Below are 20,397 nucleotides of genomic sequence, written 5' to 3'. Positions count from 1 at the left end.
ATTGTGCTCGATAAGAACGACCCATCGATCCGGGAACTGCTCGATTGCACGATCACGGAGCGGTTGCCAATCGAGGCCAGGGCGGCCAGAATGCGGAGCGTGGATCTGGAACGATGAAATGCTGAATTTCAACGGAAAAACTGCGGTCATCACCGGCGCGGGTCGCGGACTTGGCGCGGCTTTCGCCCTGTCATTGGCATCGATGGGCTGTGCCCTTATCCTTTGCGGAAGACGTGAGGCGGACCTTCTTGCCATCTCGGCACGCGTGACTGCACAAGGCGGGATGGCGCCGAAAGTCGTGGAACTTGATCTTGCTGATGCGGTAAGCGTTGAGCAGGCGGCGGCCAGGATTGCGGCTCTGGCACCGAAGGTCGACATCCTCATCAACAATGGGGCGATGTGGCTGGAAAGCCGCGACATGCCTTATTCAGATGCGGAGGTTCTGGGCGTAGTAAACGCGGCGATCACCGGCACATTTCTGCTCGTACAAGGCATCAGGCCGCTGATGCAGGCATCCGATGCGCCGGATATTGTTACAATCGGTTCGATCAGCGGCCTGCCGAATGCGGCATTGCAATCGGTTTCGGTGCCTTTCTATGCGGCAAAACGCGGGCAGGTGGCACTGGCCGAAGGCTTACGGCAGGATTTCATCGGCAGCAAGTTCCGCTCGATCCTGATCAATCCGCCCTATCTGGATGACGCGATACCGGATCAGCCGGACTGGGCAGAGGCGGCCCTTCGTGACAAAGGCCAGCGCGGCACCGGCCGGGATGTGGTCGAGGCAGCGGTTTTTGCACTGACCCGCCCCCGCCATGTCTCGCTGACGATTGATGTCGATGCCGATGAGGGCGGCCTGTTTTCCTGATGCCGGATCACAAGGCCGAAGGGGCATGGCGGGTTTGGCCGAAGCACGTGCAGCATGATTGCGCGCGAATTGGTCTGACCAATGCAGGAGTTGGCTCATTGCCAGTTCTCCTGAATTTGCCGTTCCGAAGCGCGTCACTGCGAAGGGCGGGAACTGCCGCCCTTCATGATCGAAACGCCTAGCCCCGCCAGCAAAATGGGTATCAAAGCCCAGGGCAACAGATCGCCCCCCCAGCGATCAAGCAGCAGCCCTCCGATCATGCCGCCCCCTGCGATGGCGATGTTCCAGATCGTGACGATCATGGACTGCGCCAGATCGGCATTCTCTCCCGCCACCCTGGCCGAGGCCGTCTGAAACAAGGTGGCCGAGCCGCCGAAGGAGAGCCCCCAGATCACGATGCAAACCACGATCATCAGCGGGGCATCACTCCAGATGCCAAGGCCAAGGCTTGCAACGGCAAAAGTCGCAAAGCTGAAGCGGATCAGTGCAGAGAGCCTCCGATCGACAAGCGCCCCGATGACCCAGATCCCGATGAGCGATGCAATACCAAAGGCCAGCAGCACGGCGTCGACACGGTCCCCGAGGCCACCTTCACGCAGGAATGGCGCGATATAGGTGTAAAGGATGTTGTGGCCCAGGACGAAGGTCAGGGTCATGAACAGAACCGCTCGCATTCCGCGCGTGGTAAGCACATGCCTTAGAGGCACGCGTATCTGACGCTCTGATCCGGGATAGTCAGGCACCTCTGCCAGGACCCAGAAGATCAGCACCAGCGCCAGCAGGCTCATGATGCCAAAGGTGATGCGCCAGCCGAGCATACCGCCAAGCGCCGTCCCGAGCGGCACCCCCAGGGCCAGAGCCAAAGGCGTCCCGACCATAGCCACCGCGATGGCACGGCCCTGCAGTTCCGTCCCCACCATCCGTGCGGCATAGCCTGCCAGCAAAGACCAGACCAGGCCTGCCGCAACACCGGCAAGAAACCTTGCCGCGAGCAGGATCGGATAATTGTCGGTCAATGCTGTGATGGTATTGGCGATGGCGAAGCCGGTGATCGCCAGTATCAGAAGTGGGCGGCGACGCCAGCTTTGGGTCGCGGCGGTAAGCGGGATTGCAGCCAGCAGCGAGCCTACCGCATAGATGGTGATGCTCTGGCCGATCAGCGCCTCGGATACACCGAGGTCGGCGCTCATCAGGGTCAGCACGCCAGCAGGAAGCGCCTCGGTCAGAATGGTGATGAAGCCCGCCATTGCGAGCGCGAGCAGGGGGGGCAGGGGCAACCGGTCGCTGGCCTTGCGCGACCCGTCAGAGAGGATGGTCATAGTCGATCCTTGAAAGTGTCGGCGGAGGCCCGCCCCTTTGCGGGGGCAGGCGTTCTGCCAGAACGGGGTGCCGGAAAAGCTGGGAAGGCGGATCAGCCCGCCGCATCGACATGCGGTTTCGGCAACACCAGATCGCCGACCGTGTAGGTGTGAAACGCGCTGGATGAGACGCTGTCCAGCTTTGCAAATTTCTCGAGAAACACCGGATCGGAAAAGAAGATCGCCACATCGCGCGGGTCAGAGATCGCCTCGATGTTTACAACCGTCAGCCCATCGGTGCTTTTTGACAGGTTGCTCCACAGGAAGCCCGGTTTCCGCTCGGCCACGTAATGCACAACATCCTGGATCAGCCGAAAGGCCTCGTCCTGCTTGCCTGGATGGGCATGGATCACATTGACGATGAAGGTCGTTGGGGCAGGGGTCAGGCTGAAGGCGGGGGTCATCACAATCTCCGTGGCTGATGCGGCCCGAGAGATAGCGCTGCGCATCTTCCTGAAAAACAGGCGGCATTTCCAATGACTGCGGAATAATATTCCGCTATATCCCCGTGATGGACAAGCTCAGCGCATATGAGGCCTTCACCCAATCCGCCGAAACCGGCAGCTTCGTTGTTGCCGGGCGCAATCTCGGCATTTCGGCCTCGGCGGTTGGCAAGGCGGTGGCGCGTCTGGAGCAGCGGCTGGATGTGCGGCTTTTCCATCGCAACACCCGCAATATGACCCTGACCGAAGAGGGGCGGCGGTTTCTGGAACGCTGCCGCCGGATTTTCGAGGAGGTCGAGGCGGCCGAGGCCGAGCTTGCGCAATTGAGCCGCACGCCGAAGGGGCGGCTGCGGGTCAGCATGCCACTGGTCGGCATGTTGCTGACGCCGGTCATGGCCGAGTTCATGCGGGCCTGGCCCGAGGTGCAGCTGGAGCTGGATTTCAATGACAGGCTGGTCGATATCATTGAAGAGGGTTTTGACGCAGTGATCCGCACCGGCACACCGTCAGACAGCCGCCTGATGGCGCGCAATCTCGGGCGTTTCCGAATGCATATCGTCGCCGCGCCGGATTATCTGGCGCAGCACGGCACGCCACAACGCCCCGAGGATCTGGAGGTGCATCACTGTCTGCACCAGCGATCGCCGAATACCGGCAAGATCCGATCCTGGCCGCTTGCCCCGACCGATGGTGCCCGCAAGCTGGTTCTGCCCGAAAGGATGAGTGCCAGCGCCGTTGATCCGCTGATCGAACTTGCAGTGCGCGGGTTCGGGATCGCCTGCCTGCCGCCTTTCGCCATTCGGCGCGAACTGGCTGAGGGGTTGCTCGTGCCGATCCTTACCCCCTGGATCGAGGGCATGGATCAGTTCCACGTGCTTTGGCCTGCCAGCCGCAAAGTCACCCCCAAGCTGAGAGCATTTATCGATTTCATGGCCGAGCACCTCCGGCCTGGGGATGTGGCGGCGCAACAGACGGATTGACGGGTCACCACGGCAAACCGGACTGCGCGCGCGTCGCCACCCTCTGGCAAATGGCCAAGTTAGCCCACGCATCCGCAACACAGGGGTTTATGTTCAGAACCAGTCTGGCCCAATCATGCGACGCAGGATCGCGAAGTGCTCCCCGGCAATCAGATCCTGTCGAACACCGACCCCATCCGCGGTGAGAACAGACGCTCGTAGGTTTTCATCAGATGGCCGTCAGTCATTGCTGCGACATGGTCACAGATGACACGCAGGTCATTCCCCTCCGCTCCATATCTCGCCTGCACATCCAGAGGAAGAAGTCGCGCCGGATCCGACTGCAAAGCCTCGAATACGGCCACCACCATCTGCTGGCCCTTGAATTCAAGATGCTGCACGGAAGGGCTGCGGATGACGTCGGCCATCACAAAGTCTTTCAGCGCGGAGAGCAGGCTCGCCTGGGCGGGCGGAAGGCTGACACGCCAGCGCAGGAGCGGCTCCGAGAAGCAGTCCAACTCGCTGAAGCCGATGGCGTTGATGAAAAAGCCAACGAGTGCATTGACGACCTTCTTTCTGCCACCCGCCGGGCCAAACAACCGGCCAACCAGTTCTGAATAGCGGTCATTCCGGGATGCCGGGCCGGAGGATCGGCGCTCATCCAGGAAGGGATCCCAGAGCGCTTCCGGAATGGCCGCACGCAGTCTTTCGGCGCTCACCAGCCCCATGGCCAGGGCGTCCTCAAAGTCATGGATGCCGTAAGAGATGTCGTCCGCAATATCCATAAGACTGCAGTCGAGGGATTTATGGATCGTCTTTGCGTGCTTCTTGCCGGTCTTTATGCGGGTGAATTCGCAAAGGTCCGCATCTGAAAGGTCGCGCAGGATCCAGTCGACAGCACCTTGCTCGCTTGTCAGATATCCCTTGGGCGGCTTGCAGGCATCGACATCGAGGGTCTGGAAAACGGATGTTCCTCCCTTGAGCGCCGGGCTGATTGCTGAGTTGGCAAGCGAGGGCAGGGCGGCCGGATATTTGAGGACGCCCAGCAGCGACCGCCGGGTAAGATCCGCCCCGTCTTTTTCCGAGAAGGTTTCCAGTCTGGTCAGGATCCGAAGGGTCTGGCCGTTTCCTTCGAACCCGCCAGCGTCGCGCATGCAGTAATTCAGCGCCACCTCGCCGCCATGACCGAAGGGCGGATGGCCAAGATCATGGGCGCTGCTGATCGCCAGGATCATGCTTTGACAGGGGAGATGAGGCACCGCCGGATGACCAGGGTGCTTCTGTGCCAGCTGGCGCACCAGCCCTGTCGCGATCTGGGCCACCTCAAGCGAATGGGTCAGCCGGGTTCGGTAGAAGTCGCTGTCCCCGATGCTCAGGATCTGCGTTTTGCCCTGAAGTCTGCGGAAGGAGGCAGAATGGATGATCCGGCCGTAATCGATGTCGCCCGGCGTGCGGGCATCATTGTCGCGGGGAATGAAATTGCTGCGCCTGTCTAACCAGCTCATATCCGGGGATCCTGTTGTTCAGAATAACAAATGCCGGACGGGCCGGTGCTGCGCAAGGCGCAGTGACCAGATCATGCTTGCGGCGTATCCTGGAGGCGTCGAAACTCGAACATATATCCGTCCAGAGATCGCGTGGTCGGACCGATCTGAGCCCCCAAACGGGGGGCGCGCAATCTGCCTTCAGTGCCAGTTCCTCCCCAACGCCCGTCGTTCTGCGGATCAGGTATCTGGGTTGGCCCAAAAGCAAAAGCCGTGAGAGGGCTCACGGCTTCAACAATATACAGATGTAGATGGCTCAGCGCCCGATCTGACCGATCTCGCCACGATGCAGACCGATGTCTGCCAGCTCACGGTCGCTCAGGACGCTCAGGACGCTCAGCGCCTTGCGGGTCAGCCGCAACTCGTTCCACTCCCGGACGCCAGCAATCAGGCGAGCAAAGAAAGAGGGCTGCGAAGCAGCGCTCGAGGCGGAGACACGGGTCTGACTGATGGCGGTCATGGCGGTTTTCTCTTCTCTGAAAGCAGATCGAAGCGGCATTCGCTTCGGTTGACGATCAAATAGTAGGCTACTCGCGAAGCTGCTAGCCGCAGTGCAGCATTGCCGTCTTGCGCTACGCGCATAGCGTCTCGTGCAGCTGCACAGATGGGAGGCGGTGGGCCCAAGTTCTCGGCGGGCTCCGTAGGCCGATGCGATGCGCGCGTTCCCGTGCTATTGTTGGCATGGTTTTGCGAACCTCTCAGCATGAGGGGGCCGGTTGTATCAATTGAGCAAGTATTTTACCGCATAATCAGTATTATGTAATAAATATGAATCCAGGCGGTACTTTTGTCTTTATCCATTCGTCTCGAGCGACCGGCTGATTTATAAGGCGCTGCAAGTGACTCAACCGCCTGGGCCACGCTGCTCTCGGCCAGGCGAAGCAAAGCTGTGATCTGTTCATCGGGGCTTACACGGTCCTGTTGCGGACACGGTTGCCTGTTAATCAGGGCAACAGCACTTTCTCGCTTGAACCGCCTCAGGTCGCATCAGGAGAAAGCTCCGCTTAAACAGCCCTTTAAAAATTCAGCCTGTCCTCCCCAGGCTCACAGAACCTGATCTGTCAGTTTCAGGCACTCGGCGATCCTGCCGCTGCGCAGCCCGGTGTTGAACCACTGAGCGCGCTGGGCCGAACTGCCATGGGTAAAGGTATGTGGCATCGGGCGCTGGCCGGCATTCTTTTGCAGCGTATCATCCCCGATCTGGCGCGCCGCGTTCAGCGCCTCGTCGAAATCGCCGCGCTCGACGGTGCCAAGCGTCGTCGCGGCCTCATGCGCCCAGACGCCGGAGAGACAATCGGCCTGAAGCTCGATCAGCACCGAGACCTGGTTCGAGTCGGTCGCGCTCAGCTGGCTGCGCAGCGTATTGGCGCGGCCCAGAATGCCGAGTTCGTTCTGGACGTGATGACCGACCTCATGCGCCACCACATAGGCCGCGGCGAAATCGCCCTTCGCGCCGAGCTGTTTTTCGAGCGTCACGAAGAAACTGGTATCAAGGTAAACCTTGCGATCGGCCGGGCAGTAAAACGGCCCGGTAGCCTCGGAAGCACCGCCACAGGGCGACTGGGTGCCTCCCTTAAACAGCACCAGCGTCGCGGGTTGATAGGTTTTGTTCAGCTGGCTGCGGAACAGATCGGCCCAGATCACCTCGGTATCGGCCAAAACGACCGAGACAAATTCCCCGGCCTCCTGGTCCTGGGCGGTCAGAGGCTCACCCGCGCGGCCGCTGTTCTGGCCTGCATCCAGCCCGACCTGGTTCAGCAACTGGCTCGGATCGACACCCAGCACCAGCGCAATCACGAAAACCGCGACAAGGCCAAGGCCCCCGACCCCGGCCGCGCCGCCCCTACGGATCCCGCCGCCCTGCGCGCGGCGATCTTCGATATTATTGCTGCCGCGGCGGCCTTTCCATTGCATTGCGGGCGCTCCCCTGTCCTGCGGCGCCCCGGCGATGAGGCCTCACACGGCTGGCAATCTACCCTGACCCGCTATTTCAGAAAAGCCCTGACGAAAGGTCCAGGCGGCTGGCCTGCACAGAGCGACTGATCGCGGGTTGATCGTTGGCGCGCGAAGGCGTTACTTTCCCTTTCGTCACACCGGGCCTAAACCTGTCACCGTATCGCCAGGGAATCGGAGCCCGCCCTATGATCCTGAAAACACCGGCAATCCTGATCGCGGGCCTCGGATCGGCCGCAATGCTGGCCGCGGCCTTTGGTTTTCAGCTGATTGGTGGGCTGGCGCCCTGCCATTTGTGCCTGCTGCAACGCTGGCCGCATGCCGCTGCGGTGCTGTTTCTGGCGCTCTGGCTGGCGACAGGCTGGCGGATCTGGCCCTGGCTGGGGGCTGCCGCAGCGCTGACCACCGCCGGGATCGGGCTTTTCCATGCAGGTGTCGAACTGGGCTGGTGGGAATATATTTCGACCTGCACGCAAGGGTCGATTGCGGGGCTGTCAGCATCTGATCTGATGAACCCGGCCACGGCGGCCCCTGCCCCGGTGCGCTGTGACGCGATTCCGTGGTCCTTGTTCGGGATCTCGATGGCGGGGTGGAACGCGATTGTCTCGCTGGTCCTGGCGCTGATCTGGGTTTTCGGCGCCACCCGTCGGGACTGAACCGGCAGAAAGCCTCTGGCGGGAAGGTTTCAGTCTGGGAAAACGGGGCCCCACCCTGACAGGGAGGTCAGGCCCCGTCGGTGACCGGCGCGCAATTGAAGAGGCGCGCATGTTCCTGGATCGCGAAACGGTCGGTCATCCCTGCCACATAATCCGCAACAATGCGGGCAAGTGTGGTTTCATCCTGACCGGCATCCCGGATGTCTTCCTGCCATTCAGCGGGCAAAAGCTCCGGCTGGTTCAGAAACAGCGGGAAGAGATCATCCATCACCCCCGTCACCCGCGCCCGCACCTCCATCACCGAGGGCGCGCGATACATCCTGTGGAAAAGGAAGCTGCGCACCGCCTTCAGCTCCTGATAAAGCGGCTTTGAGAAACGGATGATTGTCGTCCCCATATGGCGGATCTCGTGCACCGATTGCGGCTGTGCGGCCTCAAGCCGGTTTTGCGCCACATGGATCACGTCTTCGACCATGCGGCCAAAGACGCGGCGCAGCGCCTCATGCCGGCGGCGCATCCGGTCGAGCCCGGGGTAAAGCTCGTCGACCTTACGGAAGGCAGGACCGGCAACCGGCAGCTCCATCAGGTCATCCTCGGTGAAAAGCCCCGAGCGCAGCCCGTCATGCAGGTCGTGATGCGAATAGGCCACGTCATCTGCGATGGCTGCGACCTGGGCCTCGGCGCTTGCATGGGTCGACAATTCGAGATCCCAGGCGCGGTTCACCTCATCCAGCGCATAGGGCAGATGGTCGGGGTCGTGCTTGTGTTTGTCATCGGCGTTGGGGCCGATCACCGGGCCATTATGTTTCGCGATGCCTTCCAGCGTCTCCCAGGTCAGGTTCAGCCCGTCAAAGCCGGCATAATGGCGTTCCAGCCGCGTCACGATGCGCAGGGCCTGAGCGTTATGGTCAAAGCCGCCATAGGGTTGCATCAGCCGTGCCAGTGCATCTTCGCCGGTATGGCCAAAGGGCGTATGACCCAGATCATGCGCCAGCGCGATCGCCTCGGCCAGATCGGTGTTCAGCCCCAGCACGCCCGAAATCGTGCGCGCCACCTGTGCGACCTCAATCGAATGGGTCAGGCGGGTGCGGTAATAATCGCCCTCATGTTCGACAAAGACCTGGGTCTTATGTTTCAGTCGGCGAAAGGCCGAGGAATGGATGATCCGGTCGCGATCCCGCTGAAAGGGCGAGCGGAATGTGCTCATTCCTTCGTCAAACAGCCTCCCACGCGACTCTTCTGGCTGACAGGCAAAAGCGGCAAGCATCACGATCCGGTTCCCAATTCAGTGCGGCGGCTTGTTCGGCGCGGCCCTGCCCCCTATATTCCGGGAAAGCGCTGAATGATACCGGAACAGCCATGGAACTTGTGCTTCCCCCCGATGCCGCCCCCTTTGCCGATGCGCTGCCGCGCGTCACCGACCGCGCTTTCGCGCGGCTGGCCGAGATTGCCGAGATCACCGGCGCGCCCCAGCCTTTGCGCGTCGGCGTGCTGGGCGGCGGCTGTTCGGGCTTTCAATATGAGATCGTGCTGGGCCAGGCCGGCCCCGAGGATCTGGTATTCGAAAAAGACGGCCAGCGCGTGCTGGTTGACCCGGTTTCGCTTCCGTTCCTGCAAAATGCGGTGATCGACTTCACCGAAGAGCTGATCGGGGCGCGTTTCGTGATCGAGAACCCGAATGCATCGAGCTCCTGCGGCTGCGGCACCTCATTCTCAATCTGACGCCTCAGGGCTTGGACTGACGGGCCGGATCCCGGCAGGCGGCTGACGCCGGAGTCAGGCGACATCCGGAGCTCCGGGTGACATGTTCGCGACAACGTAGATGGCAGAGCGACTGCCTTATAGTCGGGTCGGACAGACATCTCATCGCTGAGCGATGCAACAGCCGCTTTTCGGGATCACGGCGGCATGGCACTATGGCGCCATGTCCCGCATTATCCTTCTGAACAAACCCTTTGATATGCTCTGTCAGTTCACCGATCTGAAGAGCCCATCGCCCCGCCCGACCCTCTCGGCGGTGCTTGACCAGCCCGGTGTCTATCCGGCGGGCCGGCTGGATCGCGATTCCGAGGGGCTGGTGGTGCTGACCGATGACGGGTGGCTGCAGGCGCGGATCTCGGACCCAAAGCACAAGACCGAAAAGACCTATTACGCCCAGGTCGAGGGTGCACCTGATGCGGCCGCCCTGGCGGCGCTTGAACAGGGTGTCATGCTCAATGACGGCCCTGCCCTGCCCGCGCGCGCCAGGCTGGTGGCGGCGCCCGACTGGCTCTGGTCGCGCGAGCCGCCGATCCGGGTCCGCAAATCGGTGCCCGACGCCTGGATTGAACTGACCATTCGCGAGGGCCGCAACCGCCAGGTGCGCCGCATGACAGCGGCGGTCGGCCTGCCAACGCTGCGCCTGATCCGCTGGCGGGTGGGCGACTGGACACTGAAAGGCCTCGCGCCGGGACAATGGAGAGATTTGTGAGGAGGAATTTGTGAACACTGCTGCACAAGAAATCATCGCCCATCTCGATCTGAGACCGCATCCCGAGGGCGGCTGGTATCGCGAAACCTGGCGCGGCCCGACCCGTGAAGCGCGCGCCTGCGGCACCTCGATCCTCTTCCTGCTCCAGGCGGGAGAGAGAAGCCACTGGCACCGGGTCGATGCCGATGAGATCTGGCACTGGCATGCGGGCGCGGCCCTCGACCTCGCAATGGGGGAACGTGCGGCGCGTCATTATACGCTCGGCCCCGATATACTCGCGGGGCAGCACTGTCAGATGATTGTGCCCGCCGGCTGGTGGCAGGAAGCCGTGAGCCGCGGCGACTGGACACTTCTGTCCTGCACAGTCAGCCCGGGCTTTCGGTTTGAGGGATATGAGCTGGCCCCGGCGGGCTGGAGCCTGCCTGCTGAGCCCGGCCCGGACGTAAACTGAAAATTGCCCCCGCTGGCCGGTCATGGCAAATCTTGTATCCATCACAAGATGCGCCCTCGCCGCCAGGGGCGCCCCTGGATAAACCTGTCCCATGGAACACAGCCCCTCCCCCAAACCACAGCCCGCCGGTTCGCAGGAAGGAGACAGCCTTTCCGGGTTTCTCTATGCGCTGTCCGCCTATCTTCTCTGGGGATTTCTGCCGCTTTATATGAAGGCGCTGGATCATGTCTCGCCGATTGAAGTGGTGGCGCATCGGGTGATCTGGGCGCTGCCGGTTGCGCTGCTGATCCTGGCCCTGACGCGCCGGACCGCAGATCTGAAGGCGGCTTTGCGCAATCCGGCGATGCTCGGGATGACGCTGGTGACGGCGGGGCTGATCTCGGTGAACTGGGGGTTCTATGTCTATGCGATCACCTCCGGTCGGGCGCTGGATGCGGCGCTTGGCTATTACATCAACCCGCTGTTCTCGATCCTTCTGGGCGCCGTGTTGTTGGGCGAGCGTTTGCGCGGTGTACAATGGCTCGCAATTCTCGCGGCATCCATCGGGGTCGCGATCCTGACCCTCGAAGCCGGGCGCCTTCCGGTCCTCGCGCTGGCGCTGACGCTCACATGGGGCTTTTACGCCTATTTCAAGAAGAGCCTGCCAATCGGTCCCAACCAGGGATTCACCCTGGAGGTGATGGTTCTGTTGCTTCCGGCGCTGGCGGTGATCGGCTGGCTCGCCACATCGGGTGAGATGCAATTCCTGCACGGGCCTGGCTGGCAGAGCGCAATGTTGTTCCTGCTGGGGCTGGTCACCGCGGGGCCGCTGATCCTCTATGCCAATGGCGCCAAGAAGCTGCGGCTGACGACCATCGCGATCATGCAATATATCGCGCCGACGATGATCTTCCTGACCGCGGTTTTTGTCTTTGACGAGCCGTTCAGCCGGCAAAAACTGATCGCTTTCGGCTTCATCTGGCTGGGACTGGTGATCTATTCCCTCTCAATGCTGCGCCGGGCAGGTTCAAAGCCGGAGTTTTGAAAACTCCGGTACGGAGCCTTTCCAAGGCTCCGGCGCGAAATCTGTGCAGATTTCGCCGGCGCCCGGGTGCCGAAGTTTCAATGAGCAGAGCCTTTCTTGCCGCTGACAAGGCGCCAGAGCGGCGCGATCCCCCTTGTCGCCACCGGGATCAGCAGCGTCCCGACAATCAGGCCGACCACGCCATCAAGCGCGGCCGTCACCAGCCATTGCACCAGCCCTGCCGCCTGGGAAACAGCTGATGCCACAGAGGTAGCAATATGGTGGATGGTCTCATAGGGCCAGGCCCAGAGATGCGTTACCTCGAGCCCATGCACGACGATATTACCACCAACCCAGAGCATCGCGGCCGTTCCGACCACGGACAGCACCCCAAGCAGCACCGGCATTCCCTTGACCAGCCCGCGCCCGAAGGCCCTGGTCACGCCAATCCGCCCTGTCGCGGCCATATGCAGCCCGATATCATCCATCTTCACGATCAGCGCCACCGCGCCGTAAACCGCCACCGTAATCAGCGCGCCCACCACCGCAAGAACCACCGCTTTCATCCAGAAATCCGGGCTGTCGATCACCGAAAGCGCGATGGTCATGATCTCGGCCGAAAGGATGAAATCGGTTTTGATTGCCCCCGCGACTTTCACCTCCTCAAGCTGCGTCTCATTCCCTGCCGCGTGATCCGCTTCCGCCGCCTCCCCATGCGGGAACAGCGCATGGAACAGCTTTTCCGCCCCTTCAAAACACAGATAGGCGCCCCCCAGCATCAGCAGCGGCGTGATCGCCACCGGGAGGAACGCCTCCAGCGCCAGCAGGACCGGCAACAGGACCAGCAGTTTGTTGCGCATCGATCCGAGCGCGATCCGCCAGATGATCGGAAGCTCGCGTTCGGGCCTGAACCCTGTCACATATTTCGGCGTCACTGCGGCATCATCGATCACCACGCCTGCGGCTTTGGCCCCTGCCTTGGCGGCCGCCGCCGCAACATCGTCGACCGATGCGGCTGCCACTTTGGCAATCGCCGCGACATCATCCAGCAAAGCCAGCAAACCACTCATGTCACACCCCGTTTAAGCGCCTCCTAGCACAATGGCAGGGAATCACCCGATCAAAGCAAGGGGGAGTTATCCCGGCCCTGGCGCCTTCTGGCTGCCCGGGCCCGCAACTGTTACCGCAAGCGCTAGCGCAAACAGTCGTGGTTTGCGCTAACACAATGAAAATACGTATCTTTTATGCTTTGAAAAGCTGCAGGGCAGCGCTAACCAGCCTGAGACCCGGGATAATTTCGTGCAGCGGAGACACAGGATATGACCATCACAGTCGGTATCAACGGATTTGGCCGCATCGGCCGCTGCACCCTCGCCCATATCGCGGAATCGAACCGCAATGATGTGCAGGTCGTGGCAATCAATGCGACCGGCCCCATCGAGACCAATGCGCATCTGCTGAAATACGACTCGGTTCATGGTCGCTTCCCGGGCACCGTGAAGGTCGAGGGAGGCGCGCTGGATCTCGGGCGCGGTCCGATCCGGGTGATGTCGACCTATAACCCGGAAGAGCTCGACTGGGAGGGTGTGGATGTCGTTCTGGAATGCACCGGCAATTTCAATGACCGCGCAAAAGCCGCCGTGCATCTGGGGCGCGGCGCGAAACGGGTGCTCGTCTCGGCCCCCGCGAAGAATGCCGATCTGACCGTGGTCTATGGTGTCAATCACCGCTCGCTGCTGCCTGAGCATCTGGTCGTCTCGAACGGGTCCTGCACCACGAACTGCCTCGCGCCGCTGGCCAAGGTGCTGAATGACACGATCGGGATTGAATCCGGCATCATGACCACGATCCATTCCTATACCGGCGATCAGCCGACGCTGGACCGCCGCCATTCTGACCTCTACCGCGCGCGTTCGGCGGCGATGGCGATGATCCCGACCTCGACCGGCGCCGCGAAAGCGCTTGGCGAGGTCCTGCCCGAACTGAAAGGCAAGCTCGACGGCTCGGCGATCCGGGTGCCGACCCCGAATGTCTCGGCGGTGGATCTGACCTTTATCGCCGCGAAATCGGTCACCGCTGACGAGGTGAACCAGATCGTGCGCGAGGCCGCCAATGGCTATATGGGCATGGTCATGGCCTATGACCCCGAACCCAAGGTCTCGATCGACTTCAACCATACCCCGCAATCATCGATCTTCGCACCGGATCAGACGCGAGTGGTTGGCCGTTCCGTCCGCGTTCTGGCATGGTATGATAATGAATGGGGCTTCTCCTGCCGCATGGCCGATGTGGCCGGCGCCATGGGGCGGCTCGCAGGCTGAGACCGGGCGCACTCCCCGGCCAAACCCGGGGATTTCGCGTGACGGATCGTGTCGCACTCTACATCGCTTTGACGCTGGCTGTGGCAATCGGCCTGGATCTGCTCCTCACTCAGGGGCAGATCCTGATGTTTCTGGCGAAAAAATTCCTCCATCTTGTCGACTGGGTACAATTCTGGCGCTGATGCTGGCAGGATTTGATTGCATTTCCGCGCGTTCTGCGGTTGTTAGCGCTAGCAGTCCGGCATCATCGTGCCGGCATGAGGGCGCTCTCAGCTTTGAAAGCGCAAAAGACACCGCAGCACCGGAGGAAGGTCATGGCTGTCAAGGTTGCAATCAATGGGTTCGGCCGCATCGGGCGCAATATCCTGCGCGCGATCATCGAATCGGGACGTACCGATATCGAAGTGGTGGCGCTGAACGATCTCGGCCCCGTCGAGACCAATGCGCATCTGCTGCGCTTTGACTCGGTTCATGGCCGTTTCCCGGCCGAAGTGACGACCGGTCCGGACTGGATCGATGTCGGCCGCGGCCCGATCCGGGTGACCGCACTGCGCAATCCGGCTGAACTGCCCTGGTCGGATGTCGATGTTGTTCTGGAATGCACCGGCATCTTCACCTCGAAAGAGAAATGCCAGGCACATCTGGAAAACGGATCAAAGCGCGTTCTGATCTCGGCACCGGGAGAGGATGCCGACAAGACCATCGTCTTCGGCGTGAATGACGACACATTGACCGCAGAAGACCTGATTGTCTCGAATGCCAGCTGCACCACCAACTGCCTCTCGCCGGTGGCAAAAGTGCTGCATGATGCCATCGGCATCGAAAAAGGCATGATGACGACGATCCACTCCTATACCGGCGACCAGCCGACGCTGGACACGATGCATAAGGATCTCTACCGCGCCCGCGCCGCGGCACTCTCAATGATCCCGACCTCGACGGGTGCGGCAAAGGCCGTGGGTCTGGTCCTGCCCGAGCTGAAGGGCAAACTGGACGGCTTCGCGATCCGTGTGCCGACCCCGAATGTCTCGGTCGTTGACCTGAAATTCATCGCAAAACGCGCGACTACGGTCGAAGAGATCAACAATGCCATCATCGCGGCGGCTGACGGCCCATTGAAAGGCATCCTGGGCTATACGAAGTTCAAGAATGTCTCGTCAGACTTCAACCATGACCCGCATTCGTCGATCTTCCATATCGACCAGACCAAGGTGATGGACGGAACCATGGTCTCTGTCCTGAGCTGGTATGACAATGAATGGGGCTTCTCGAACCGGATGGCGGATACCGCCGTCGCGATGGGCAAGCTGATCTGACACCGGTCAGGCCTTCCCGGATTGCAAAGGGCGCGGATTTTTCAAAAAAATCCGCGCCGATTTCTTTAAAGAAATCGGCTTCTTGTTCAGCCGTATTTCGCCTTCAGGGCCGTCGCGACCGGGGCCGGCACGAACCGGCTCACATCGCCGCCCAGTCTGGCGATCTCTTTCACCAGTTTCGAGGCAATCGCCTGGCGGCGCGCATCGGCCATCAGGAAGACCGTCTCGACAGAATCGTCCAGCGCCCGGTTCATCCCGACCATCTGGAATTCATACTCGAAATCCGCCACTGCCCTGAGCCCGCGTACGATCACATTCGCCCCCACATCGCGGGCGCAGTCGATCAGCAGATTCTCGAACGGATGCACCAGAATTTCACCGCCGGTAATGTCAGTGATCGCGGCACATTCCGCGCGCAGCATCGAAACCCGGTCATCCAGGCTGAACAAGGGGCCCTTGTCCCGGTTGATCGCCACCCCGATCACCAGCCGGTCGACCAGCACCATCGCCCGCCGGATGATATCGGTATGCCCCAGCGTTACCGGATCAAAGGTGCCCGGATAAAGGCCGATGCGCATGGGTAAATCCTCCCTGATCCCTCCGCTGCAGGCGCACGCAACAATATTGCCTGCGCCTGCGCAAGATCAAAACCGCCGCAGCGCAGCAAAAGCCGGCGCAGTGGTCACTGTGGTCAATGACCCATGATCATGCCTTCAAGGGCATCCTTCTCAGCGTTCAGCTCCTGCAGCCGCGCCTTCACCACATCGCCCAGGGTGATGATCGCCAGCATCTCGCCATTTTCGATCACCGGCATATGGCGGAACCGGCCATCGGTCATGGTTTGCAGGATATCCATATTCAGATCGCCGCTGGTACAGGAGACGAGCTTTGACGTCATCAGCTCGGTCACCCTTGCCGAAAGGCAGGTCACGCCGGTGCGCCCCAGTTCACGGACGATATCGCGCTCGGAAAGAATCCCGAGGGCCGTCTTGCCGTCGGATGAGACGATGATCGCCCCGATCCGTTTCTCGGACAGCAATGCGGCAGCTTCGGCAACAGTGGCCTCGGGGGCAATCGTGATCACCCCTGCCGGTTTTGTCTTCAGGATCTGGCTGACAAGCATGGGCTGTTCCTCACTTTCCCGCGTCTGTCAGAGGAAGGGTCTTTGAGCCACAGGATTCTGTCAAGCCCCGTGGCCGTAAGTGCCAGTTGCTGCGGTCTTTTCATGCCTGGTCATCTCGATCCTGGTCTCGCGCACAAGGCTTTGGGCAAAGCGGTTCAACCGCTGAACCCGCCCGTCATCGGCGTGACGGATCAGCCAGAACGACCGGGTCAGCCCTACCTTATCGGACAGGAGCTGCCGGAGTTCGGGCGCCGCCGGCAGGGCAAAATCGTGAACAATGCCGATGCCCGCCCCCTGGCGCAGAAAATTCAGCTGCACCGAGACCGAGTTAGAAGAAATCGCCACCTGGGGCGCACCAAGCTCGGCCAGATAGTCCAGTTCCTTGTCGAAAATCAGATCCGGGATATAGCCGACGAATCGCAGATCGCGCAGATCGGCCAGATCCTGCGGCTCGGGGTTGCGCGCGAGCCAGGCCTCGGATGCCGCAAGCACCAGCTGGTAATCGGTCAGCTTCTGCACCGTGAGCCGCCCGGTTTCAGGCCGCGAGACGCCGATGGCCATATCGGCCTCGCGTTTCGAAAGGTTAAAGACGCGCGGCAGCGCCACCAGCTGAACCTCGAGCCCCGGATTCTGGTCGCAGATCCGCGCGATCACCGGCGGCAGCAGGTAATTGGCGCAGCCATCGGGGGCGCCAAGCCGGATCAGCCCGGTCAGCCCCTGCCCCGGCCTGTCGCCACTCAGCGCCTCGCCCGCTGCCAGCATCGCCGCCTCGGCACGTTCGGCAGCCGGCAAAAGCCGCTCTCCGGCCTGGCTCAGCTGATAGCCCTGAGGGCTGCGGGCAAAAAGCCGCTGGCCAAGCGCCTCTTCAAAGCGCTGCACCCGCCGCCCGACCGTCGCCGCATCGATCTTGAGCCGCTTGCCGGCGCCAGACAGGCTTTCATGGCGCGCAACTTCGAGAAATATCCTGAGATCGTCCCAATCCACTCCGTCCCCGCCTCTCCGCACCCTTTTGCAAAAATGCAAAATGCCTTTGGTCTATTGGCGCTTTGATCCGCGAATTCGCAAGGGTAAAAGCGGTATATGCAATTCCATATGGGAGGTTCTGCCATGGTCGCTGAGATCGGTCACTGGATCGACGGCAAGCTGGTGAAGGGCACGTCGGGCCGCTTCACTGATGTCTTCAACCCCGCCACCGGCGAAGTCCAGGCGCGCCTTGCGCTGGCCACGCCGGCAGAGCTTGACGCTGCCATCCAGTCGGCAGCAGCGGCACAGCTGAAATGGCAGGCGGTCAACCCGCAGCGCCGCGCCCGTGTGATGATGGCCTTTGCGGCGCTCATCAACCGCGACATGGAAAAGCTCGCAGAACTGGTGTCGCGCGAGCATGGCAAGACCATTCCGGATGCGAAAGGCGATGTGCAGCGCGGGCTGGAAGTCGTCGAAGTCTGCATGGGCGCGCCTGCGCTTCTGAAGGGCGAATATACCGACAGCGCTGGCCCGGGGATCGATATTTATTCGATGCGTCAGGCGCTTGGCGTTGTCGCAGGCATCACGCCCTTCAACTTCCCCGCAATGATCCCGCTGTGGAAAATGGCTCCGGCTCTGGTCGCGGGCAATGCGATGATCCTGAAGCCGTCCGAGCGCTGCCCCTCGACCGCACTTTATCTTGCGGAACTCCTGAAAGAAGCAGGCCTGCCCGACGGCGTCTTGCAGGTGGTGAATGGCGACAAGGAAATCGTCGATGCGATCCTTGATCACGAGGTGATCCAGGCGGTCGGTTTCGTCGGCTCGACCCCGATTGCGCAGTACATCTATGGCCGGGCTGCGACCAATGGCAAACGCGCACAATGCTTTGGCGGCGCGAAGAACCATATGGTCATCATGCCGGATGCCGATCTCGACAAGGCGGCAGATGCTCTGATCGGGGCTGGTTTCGGCGCAGCCGGCGAACGCTGCATGGCGATCTCGGTCGCGGTGCCGGTCGGTAAGGAAACCGCTGATGCGCTGATAGAAAAGCTCGTGCCACGCATCGAAAAGCTGAAAGTCGGCCCCTATACCGCCGGTGATGATGTCGATTTCGGACCGGTCATTACCTCGGCCTCGGCACAGCGGATCCGTGGCCTGATCGATTCAGGTGTGGAACAGGGCGCGAAACTGGTCGTCGATGGCCGGAATTTCAGCCTCCAGGGCTATGAGAACGGCTTCTTCGTCGGCCCGTCGCTCTTTGACCATGCGACCCGCGATATGGAGATCTACAAGCAGGAGATCTTCGGGCCGGTTCTGACCCAGGTGCGCGCCGAGACCTATGAGGACGCGCTGCAACTGGTGATCGACAATGAATACGGCAATGGCACGGCGATCTTCACCGCCGATGGCGACACGGCGCGTGACTTTGCAAGCCGGGTCAATGTCGGGATGGTGGGTGTGAACTTCCCGATCCCGGTGCCGCTGAGCTACTATACCTTTGGCGGCTGGAAGAAGTCGTCCTTCGGTGACCTGAACCAATATGGCCCGGATGCGCTGCGTTTCTACACCAAGACAAAGACGGTGACGGCGCGCTGGTTCTCGGGGATCAAAGAAGGCGCAGCGCTGAACTTCAAGGCGCTGGACTGATCAGGCTGACGGAGGAGCCGGGGGTTTCACACCCCCACTTCCCCGTGGAGTGTTTTCACTAAAAGGAAAAGGGCACCTGCTTTGGGTGCCCTTTTTCTATGCGGCTTCTTTGAGGCTGCAGGGCAGGAAGGGTTGGGTTCTGACATCGACCGCGCTGAAGGTGCAGAAGGAATTGGCCGGTACTTCGGTCCAGTCGCCCTCTTCAGCCTCGAGCGGCTCTGAGACGACGGCCATGCCTTTGCGGCTGTCGGACCAGCGATACCAGAGCGAGGGCGCCAGCTCATCGCTGGCATAGCGCACCGCGTAAAGTGTTTCACCATCTGACAGCGCGGCGGTCATCCTGAGAAAGGGCGCTGCGCCTTTGCGGCGGGCAAGCGAGATGAAGCGGGCGCAGGCGCGTTCAAGTGCTGTGCGCGGATCGGTTTCGAGGCCTTCGGCGAGGGCGACAAGGAAGAGCGCTTCGCTGTCGGTGGCGCCCTTGCGTTGCGGGTAAAGCCCTTCGGGGATCAGCATTTCGGCATCGCGACGGAAGGCATCATAGCCGCCGACCTGGCCGTTATGCATGAAACTCCACCGTCCGGCGGTGAAGGGATGGCAATTGTTGCGGCTGGTGGCAGTGCCGGTCGAGGCGCGGACATGGGCGAGGAAAAGACCTGATTTCACCTGGGCCGTGAGGCTTTTCAGGTTCGGATCTGACCAGGCGGGCATGACATCGCGGTAAAGCCCGGGTTCAGGCCGATCCCCATACCAGGCGATCCCGAACCCGTCGGCATTTATCGCGGTGCGGCATTGGGTGGCGCCATGGCTTTGATGGATCAGCGAATGACCGGGGCGTGAAACGATATCTTCAAGAAAAATCGGCTCGCCCGTATAGGCCGCCCAACGACACATGATCACTGTCCTCTGCCCGATCGCGGGTTACTGCCCCACTTTGCCATTTTGTGCCAGAATAGCGAAAGGCCCGGGGCATGATAAGCCCCGGGCCGTTCACGAAAGATTACCAAAGGCAGAGAATTGCCTGGAGAGGCGGCGGCTACTCTGCCGCTTCGACCACGACGAGATCACGGACCGCAGCGCCGCGGGCGTGATCCAGCGCAGCCTGATAGACGGGCGAATTGTAGCAGGCGACCGCGGTTTCGAGATCCGGGAAACGCGCCAGCACATTGCGCGCGCGGTCATTGCCTTCAAGCTGCACATAGCGGCCACCTCTTGCGAGGAAGCTGCCGCCATGTGCCTCAATCGCCTCTGTCGCGCCTTTGGCATAGCGCGCATAGGCTTCGGCATCGGTCACATGGACATGGGCGATCCAATAGGCTGCGGGCATG

Annotated in this window: 23 protein-coding genes; 11 read left to right on the top strand and 12 right to left on the bottom strand. The window is 61.4% G+C overall.

Translation table 11 applies throughout. From position 1 onward, the window contains the following. Window positions 1–118 precede the first annotated feature (118 nt). Entirely contained in the window at window positions 119–865 is a 747-nt protein-coding gene (locus tag BLW25_RS06955) for an SDR family oxidoreductase (protein ID WP_092897617.1), read from the top strand. Between the two features lie 134 nt (window positions 866–999). Here BLW25_RS06955 and BLW25_RS06950 read toward each other — a convergent pair whose 3' ends face one another. Both BLW25_RS06950 and BLW25_RS06945 read right to left on the bottom strand, forming a co-directional pair. Further along, window positions 1,000–2,184 carry an MFS transporter gene (locus BLW25_RS06950; protein ID WP_092897615.1) on the bottom strand — a complete coding sequence of 395 codons (1,185 nt, stop codon included), beginning with the start codon at window positions 2,182–2,184 and terminating at the stop codon, window positions 1,000–1,002. 92 nt (window positions 2,185–2,276) lie between these two features. After that, the gene (locus BLW25_RS06945; protein WP_092897613.1) at window positions 2,277–2,627 is read right to left on the bottom strand and encodes an antibiotic biosynthesis monooxygenase; all 351 of its coding nucleotides are present in this window, start codon (window positions 2,625–2,627) and stop codon (window positions 2,277–2,279) included. 107 nt (window positions 2,628–2,734) lie between these two features. On the opposite strand from BLW25_RS06945, the gene BLW25_RS06940 reads away from it, so the two are divergent. Next, window positions 2,735–3,646: a LysR family transcriptional regulator gene (locus BLW25_RS06940; RefSeq protein ID WP_092897611.1), complete on the top strand. Its 912-nt coding sequence runs from the start codon at window positions 2,735–2,737 to the stop codon at window positions 3,644–3,646. Between the two features lie 149 nt (window positions 3,647–3,795). On the opposite strand, the gene BLW25_RS06935 is transcribed toward BLW25_RS06940, so the two are convergent. The 3 genes from BLW25_RS06935 to BLW25_RS06925 all read right to left on the bottom strand — a co-directional run bounded on the left by BLW25_RS06935 (window position 3,796) and on the right by BLW25_RS06925 (window position 7,083). Continuing rightward, window positions 3,796–5,130 carry an anti-phage deoxyguanosine triphosphatase gene (locus tag BLW25_RS06935; protein ID WP_092897609.1) on the bottom strand — a complete coding sequence of 445 codons (1,335 nt, stop codon included), beginning with the start codon at window positions 5,128–5,130 and terminating at the stop codon, window positions 3,796–3,798. Between the two features lie 295 nt (window positions 5,131–5,425). Further along, complete coding sequence (locus BLW25_RS06930) at window positions 5,426–5,629, bottom strand: DUF1127 domain-containing protein (protein WP_092897607.1); 204 nt, start codon at window positions 5,627–5,629, stop codon at window positions 5,426–5,428. Between the two features lie 584 nt (window positions 5,630–6,213). After that, complete coding sequence (locus tag BLW25_RS06925) at window positions 6,214–7,083, bottom strand: KPN_02809 family neutral zinc metallopeptidase (RefSeq protein ID WP_092897605.1); 870 nt, start codon at window positions 7,081–7,083, stop codon at window positions 6,214–6,216. Window positions 7,084–7,310: 227 nt separating this feature from the next. Here BLW25_RS06925 and BLW25_RS06920 point away from each other — a divergent pair, with 227 nt between their 5' ends. Next, a complete protein-coding gene (locus BLW25_RS06920; RefSeq protein WP_092897603.1) occupies window positions 7,311–7,778 on the top strand; it encodes a disulfide bond formation protein B in 468 nt (155 codons plus the stop codon). A gap of 67 nt (window positions 7,779–7,845) precedes the next feature. Here BLW25_RS06920 and BLW25_RS06915 read toward each other — a convergent pair whose 3' ends face one another. Continuing rightward, window positions 7,846–9,045, bottom strand: a complete 1,200-nt coding sequence (locus BLW25_RS06915; RefSeq protein ID WP_092897601.1) for a deoxyguanosinetriphosphate triphosphohydrolase — start codon at window positions 9,043–9,045, stop codon at window positions 7,846–7,848. 92 nt (window positions 9,046–9,137) lie between these two features. On the opposite strand from BLW25_RS06915, the gene BLW25_RS06910 reads away from it, so the two are divergent. The 4 genes from BLW25_RS06910 to rarD all read left to right on the top strand — a co-directional run bounded on the left by BLW25_RS06910 (window position 9,138) and on the right by rarD (window position 11,723). Further along, window positions 9,138–9,500: a HesB/IscA family protein gene (locus BLW25_RS06910; RefSeq protein ID WP_092897599.1), complete on the top strand. Its 363-nt coding sequence runs from the start codon at window positions 9,138–9,140 to the stop codon at window positions 9,498–9,500. A 202-nt stretch (window positions 9,501–9,702) separates the two neighbouring features. Beyond that, a complete protein-coding gene (locus BLW25_RS06905; RefSeq protein WP_092901670.1) occupies window positions 9,703–10,248 on the top strand; it encodes a pseudouridine synthase in 546 nt (181 codons plus the stop codon). Between the two features lie 10 nt (window positions 10,249–10,258). Beyond that, entirely contained in the window at window positions 10,259–10,699 is a 441-nt protein-coding gene (locus tag BLW25_RS06900) for a cupin domain-containing protein (RefSeq protein WP_092897597.1), read from the top strand. A 91-nt stretch (window positions 10,700–10,790) separates the two neighbouring features. Then, window positions 10,791–11,723 (top strand): EamA family transporter RarD, encoded by a 933-nt coding sequence (gene rarD, locus BLW25_RS06895; protein WP_092897595.1) that lies wholly within the window; start codon window positions 10,791–10,793, stop codon window positions 11,721–11,723. A gap of 77 nt (window positions 11,724–11,800) precedes the next feature. On the opposite strand, the gene BLW25_RS06890 is transcribed toward rarD, so the two are convergent. Further along, entirely contained in the window at window positions 11,801–12,772 is a 972-nt protein-coding gene (locus BLW25_RS06890; RefSeq protein ID WP_092897593.1) for a DUF808 domain-containing protein, read from the bottom strand. Window positions 12,773–13,021: 249 nt separating this feature from the next. Here BLW25_RS06890 and gap (BLW25_RS06885) point away from each other — a divergent pair, with 249 nt between their 5' ends. The 3 genes from gap (BLW25_RS06885) to gap (BLW25_RS06875) all read left to right on the top strand — a co-directional run bounded on the left by gap (BLW25_RS06885) (window position 13,022) and on the right by gap (BLW25_RS06875) (window position 15,339). Beyond that, window positions 13,022–14,023, top strand: a complete 1,002-nt coding sequence (gap, locus tag BLW25_RS06885; RefSeq protein ID WP_092897591.1) for a type I glyceraldehyde-3-phosphate dehydrogenase — start codon at window positions 13,022–13,024, stop codon at window positions 14,021–14,023. Between the two features lie 38 nt (window positions 14,024–14,061). Further along, window positions 14,062–14,205, top strand: a complete 144-nt coding sequence (locus BLW25_RS24295) for a hypothetical protein (protein ID WP_092897589.1) — start codon at window positions 14,062–14,064, stop codon at window positions 14,203–14,205. 132 nt (window positions 14,206–14,337) lie between these two features. Beyond that, entirely contained in the window at window positions 14,338–15,339 is a 1,002-nt protein-coding gene (gene gap / locus BLW25_RS06875; protein WP_092897587.1) for a type I glyceraldehyde-3-phosphate dehydrogenase, read from the top strand. An 86-nt stretch (window positions 15,340–15,425) separates the two neighbouring features. Here gap (BLW25_RS06875) and coaD read toward each other — a convergent pair whose 3' ends face one another. The 3 genes from coaD to BLW25_RS06860 form a co-directional block, all read right to left on the bottom strand. Continuing rightward, a complete protein-coding gene (gene coaD, locus BLW25_RS06870; protein WP_092897585.1) occupies window positions 15,426–15,917 on the bottom strand; it encodes a pantetheine-phosphate adenylyltransferase in 492 nt (163 codons plus the stop codon). Window positions 15,918–16,030: 113 nt separating this feature from the next. Continuing rightward, entirely contained in the window at window positions 16,031–16,462 is a 432-nt protein-coding gene (locus BLW25_RS06865) for a CBS domain-containing protein (protein WP_092897583.1), read from the bottom strand. 60 nt (window positions 16,463–16,522) lie between these two features. Next, entirely contained in the window at window positions 16,523–17,446 is a 924-nt protein-coding gene (locus tag BLW25_RS06860) for a LysR family transcriptional regulator (protein WP_092897581.1), read from the bottom strand. Window positions 17,447–17,569: 123 nt separating this feature from the next. On the opposite strand from BLW25_RS06860, the gene BLW25_RS06855 reads away from it, so the two are divergent. Further along, window positions 17,570–19,072 (top strand): CoA-acylating methylmalonate-semialdehyde dehydrogenase, encoded by a 1,503-nt coding sequence (locus tag BLW25_RS06855; protein ID WP_092901667.1) that lies wholly within the window; start codon window positions 17,570–17,572, stop codon window positions 19,070–19,072. Window positions 19,073–19,168: 96 nt separating this feature from the next. Here BLW25_RS06855 and BLW25_RS06850 read toward each other — a convergent pair whose 3' ends face one another. Together BLW25_RS06850 and BLW25_RS06845 are read right to left on the bottom strand one after the other, a co-directional pair. Next, a complete protein-coding gene (locus tag BLW25_RS06850) occupies window positions 19,169–19,963 on the bottom strand; it encodes a class II glutamine amidotransferase (protein WP_092897579.1) in 795 nt (264 codons plus the stop codon). A 142-nt stretch (window positions 19,964–20,105) separates the two neighbouring features. Further along, the gene (locus tag BLW25_RS06845) at window positions 20,106–20,396 is read right to left on the bottom strand and encodes a DUF1330 domain-containing protein (protein ID WP_092897577.1); all 291 of its coding nucleotides are present in this window, start codon (window positions 20,394–20,396) and stop codon (window positions 20,106–20,108) included. Window position 20,397 lies beyond the last annotated feature (1 nt).

This window comes from Rhodobacter sp. 24-YEA-8, from assembly GCF_900105075.1.
Classification (GTDB): domain Bacteria; phylum Pseudomonadota; class Alphaproteobacteria; order Rhodobacterales; family Rhodobacteraceae; genus Pseudogemmobacter.
This window is presented reverse-complemented; position numbering and strand designations above follow the sequence as displayed.

What these genes read in the sequence shown, in the direction of transcription:
- BLW25_RS06855 (WP_092901667.1), top strand. Translation starts at nt 17,570, where the DNA reads ATGGTCGCTGAGATCGGTCACTGGATCGACGGCAAGCTGGTGAAGGGC.
- BLW25_RS06890 (WP_092897593.1), bottom strand. Translation starts at nt 12,772, where the DNA reads ATGAGTGGTTTGCTGGCTTTGCTGGATGATGTCGCGGCGATTGCCAAA.
- BLW25_RS06955 (WP_092897617.1), top strand. Translation starts at nt 119, where the DNA reads ATGCTGAATTTCAACGGAAAAACTGCGGTCATCACCGGCGCGGGTCGC.
- BLW25_RS06925 (WP_092897605.1), bottom strand. Translation starts at nt 7,083, where the DNA reads ATGCAATGGAAAGGCCGCCGCGGCAGCAATAATATCGAAGATCGCCGC.
- BLW25_RS06940 (WP_092897611.1), top strand. Translation starts at nt 2,735, where the DNA reads ATGGACAAGCTCAGCGCATATGAGGCCTTCACCCAATCCGCCGAAACC.
- BLW25_RS06915 (WP_092897601.1), bottom strand. Translation starts at nt 9,045, where the DNA reads ATGCTTGCCGCTTTTGCCTGTCAGCCAGAAGAGTCGCGTGGGAGGCTG.
- BLW25_RS06945 (WP_092897613.1), bottom strand. Translation starts at nt 2,627, where the DNA reads ATGACCCCCGCCTTCAGCCTGACCCCTGCCCCAACGACCTTCATCGTC.
- coaD (WP_092897585.1), bottom strand. Translation starts at nt 15,917, where the DNA reads ATGCGCATCGGCCTTTATCCGGGCACCTTTGATCCGGTAACGCTGGGG.
- gap (WP_092897587.1), top strand. Translation starts at nt 14,338, where the DNA reads ATGGCTGTCAAGGTTGCAATCAATGGGTTCGGCCGCATCGGGCGCAAT.
- BLW25_RS06930 (WP_092897607.1), bottom strand. Translation starts at nt 5,629, where the DNA reads ATGACCGCCATCAGTCAGACCCGTGTCTCCGCCTCGAGCGCTGCTTCG.
- BLW25_RS06845 (WP_092897577.1), bottom strand. Translation starts at nt 20,396, where the DNA reads ATGCCCGCAGCCTATTGGATCGCCCATGTCCATGTGACCGATGCCGAA.
- BLW25_RS06850 (WP_092897579.1), bottom strand. Translation starts at nt 19,963, where the DNA reads ATGTGTCGTTGGGCGGCCTATACGGGCGAGCCGATTTTTCTTGAAGAT.
- gap (WP_092897591.1), top strand. Translation starts at nt 13,022, where the DNA reads ATGACCATCACAGTCGGTATCAACGGATTTGGCCGCATCGGCCGCTGC.
- BLW25_RS06910 (WP_092897599.1), top strand. Translation starts at nt 9,138, where the DNA reads ATGGAACTTGTGCTTCCCCCCGATGCCGCCCCCTTTGCCGATGCGCTG.
- BLW25_RS06935 (WP_092897609.1), bottom strand. Translation starts at nt 5,130, where the DNA reads ATGAGCTGGTTAGACAGGCGCAGCAATTTCATTCCCCGCGACAATGAT.
- rarD (WP_092897595.1), top strand. Translation starts at nt 10,791, where the DNA reads ATGGAACACAGCCCCTCCCCCAAACCACAGCCCGCCGGTTCGCAGGAA.
- BLW25_RS06950 (WP_092897615.1), bottom strand. Translation starts at nt 2,184, where the DNA reads ATGACCATCCTCTCTGACGGGTCGCGCAAGGCCAGCGACCGGTTGCCC.
- BLW25_RS06865 (WP_092897583.1), bottom strand. Translation starts at nt 16,462, where the DNA reads ATGCTTGTCAGCCAGATCCTGAAGACAAAACCGGCAGGGGTGATCACG.
- BLW25_RS06905 (WP_092901670.1), top strand. Translation starts at nt 9,703, where the DNA reads ATGTCCCGCATTATCCTTCTGAACAAACCCTTTGATATGCTCTGTCAG.
- BLW25_RS06920 (WP_092897603.1), top strand. Translation starts at nt 7,311, where the DNA reads ATGATCCTGAAAACACCGGCAATCCTGATCGCGGGCCTCGGATCGGCC.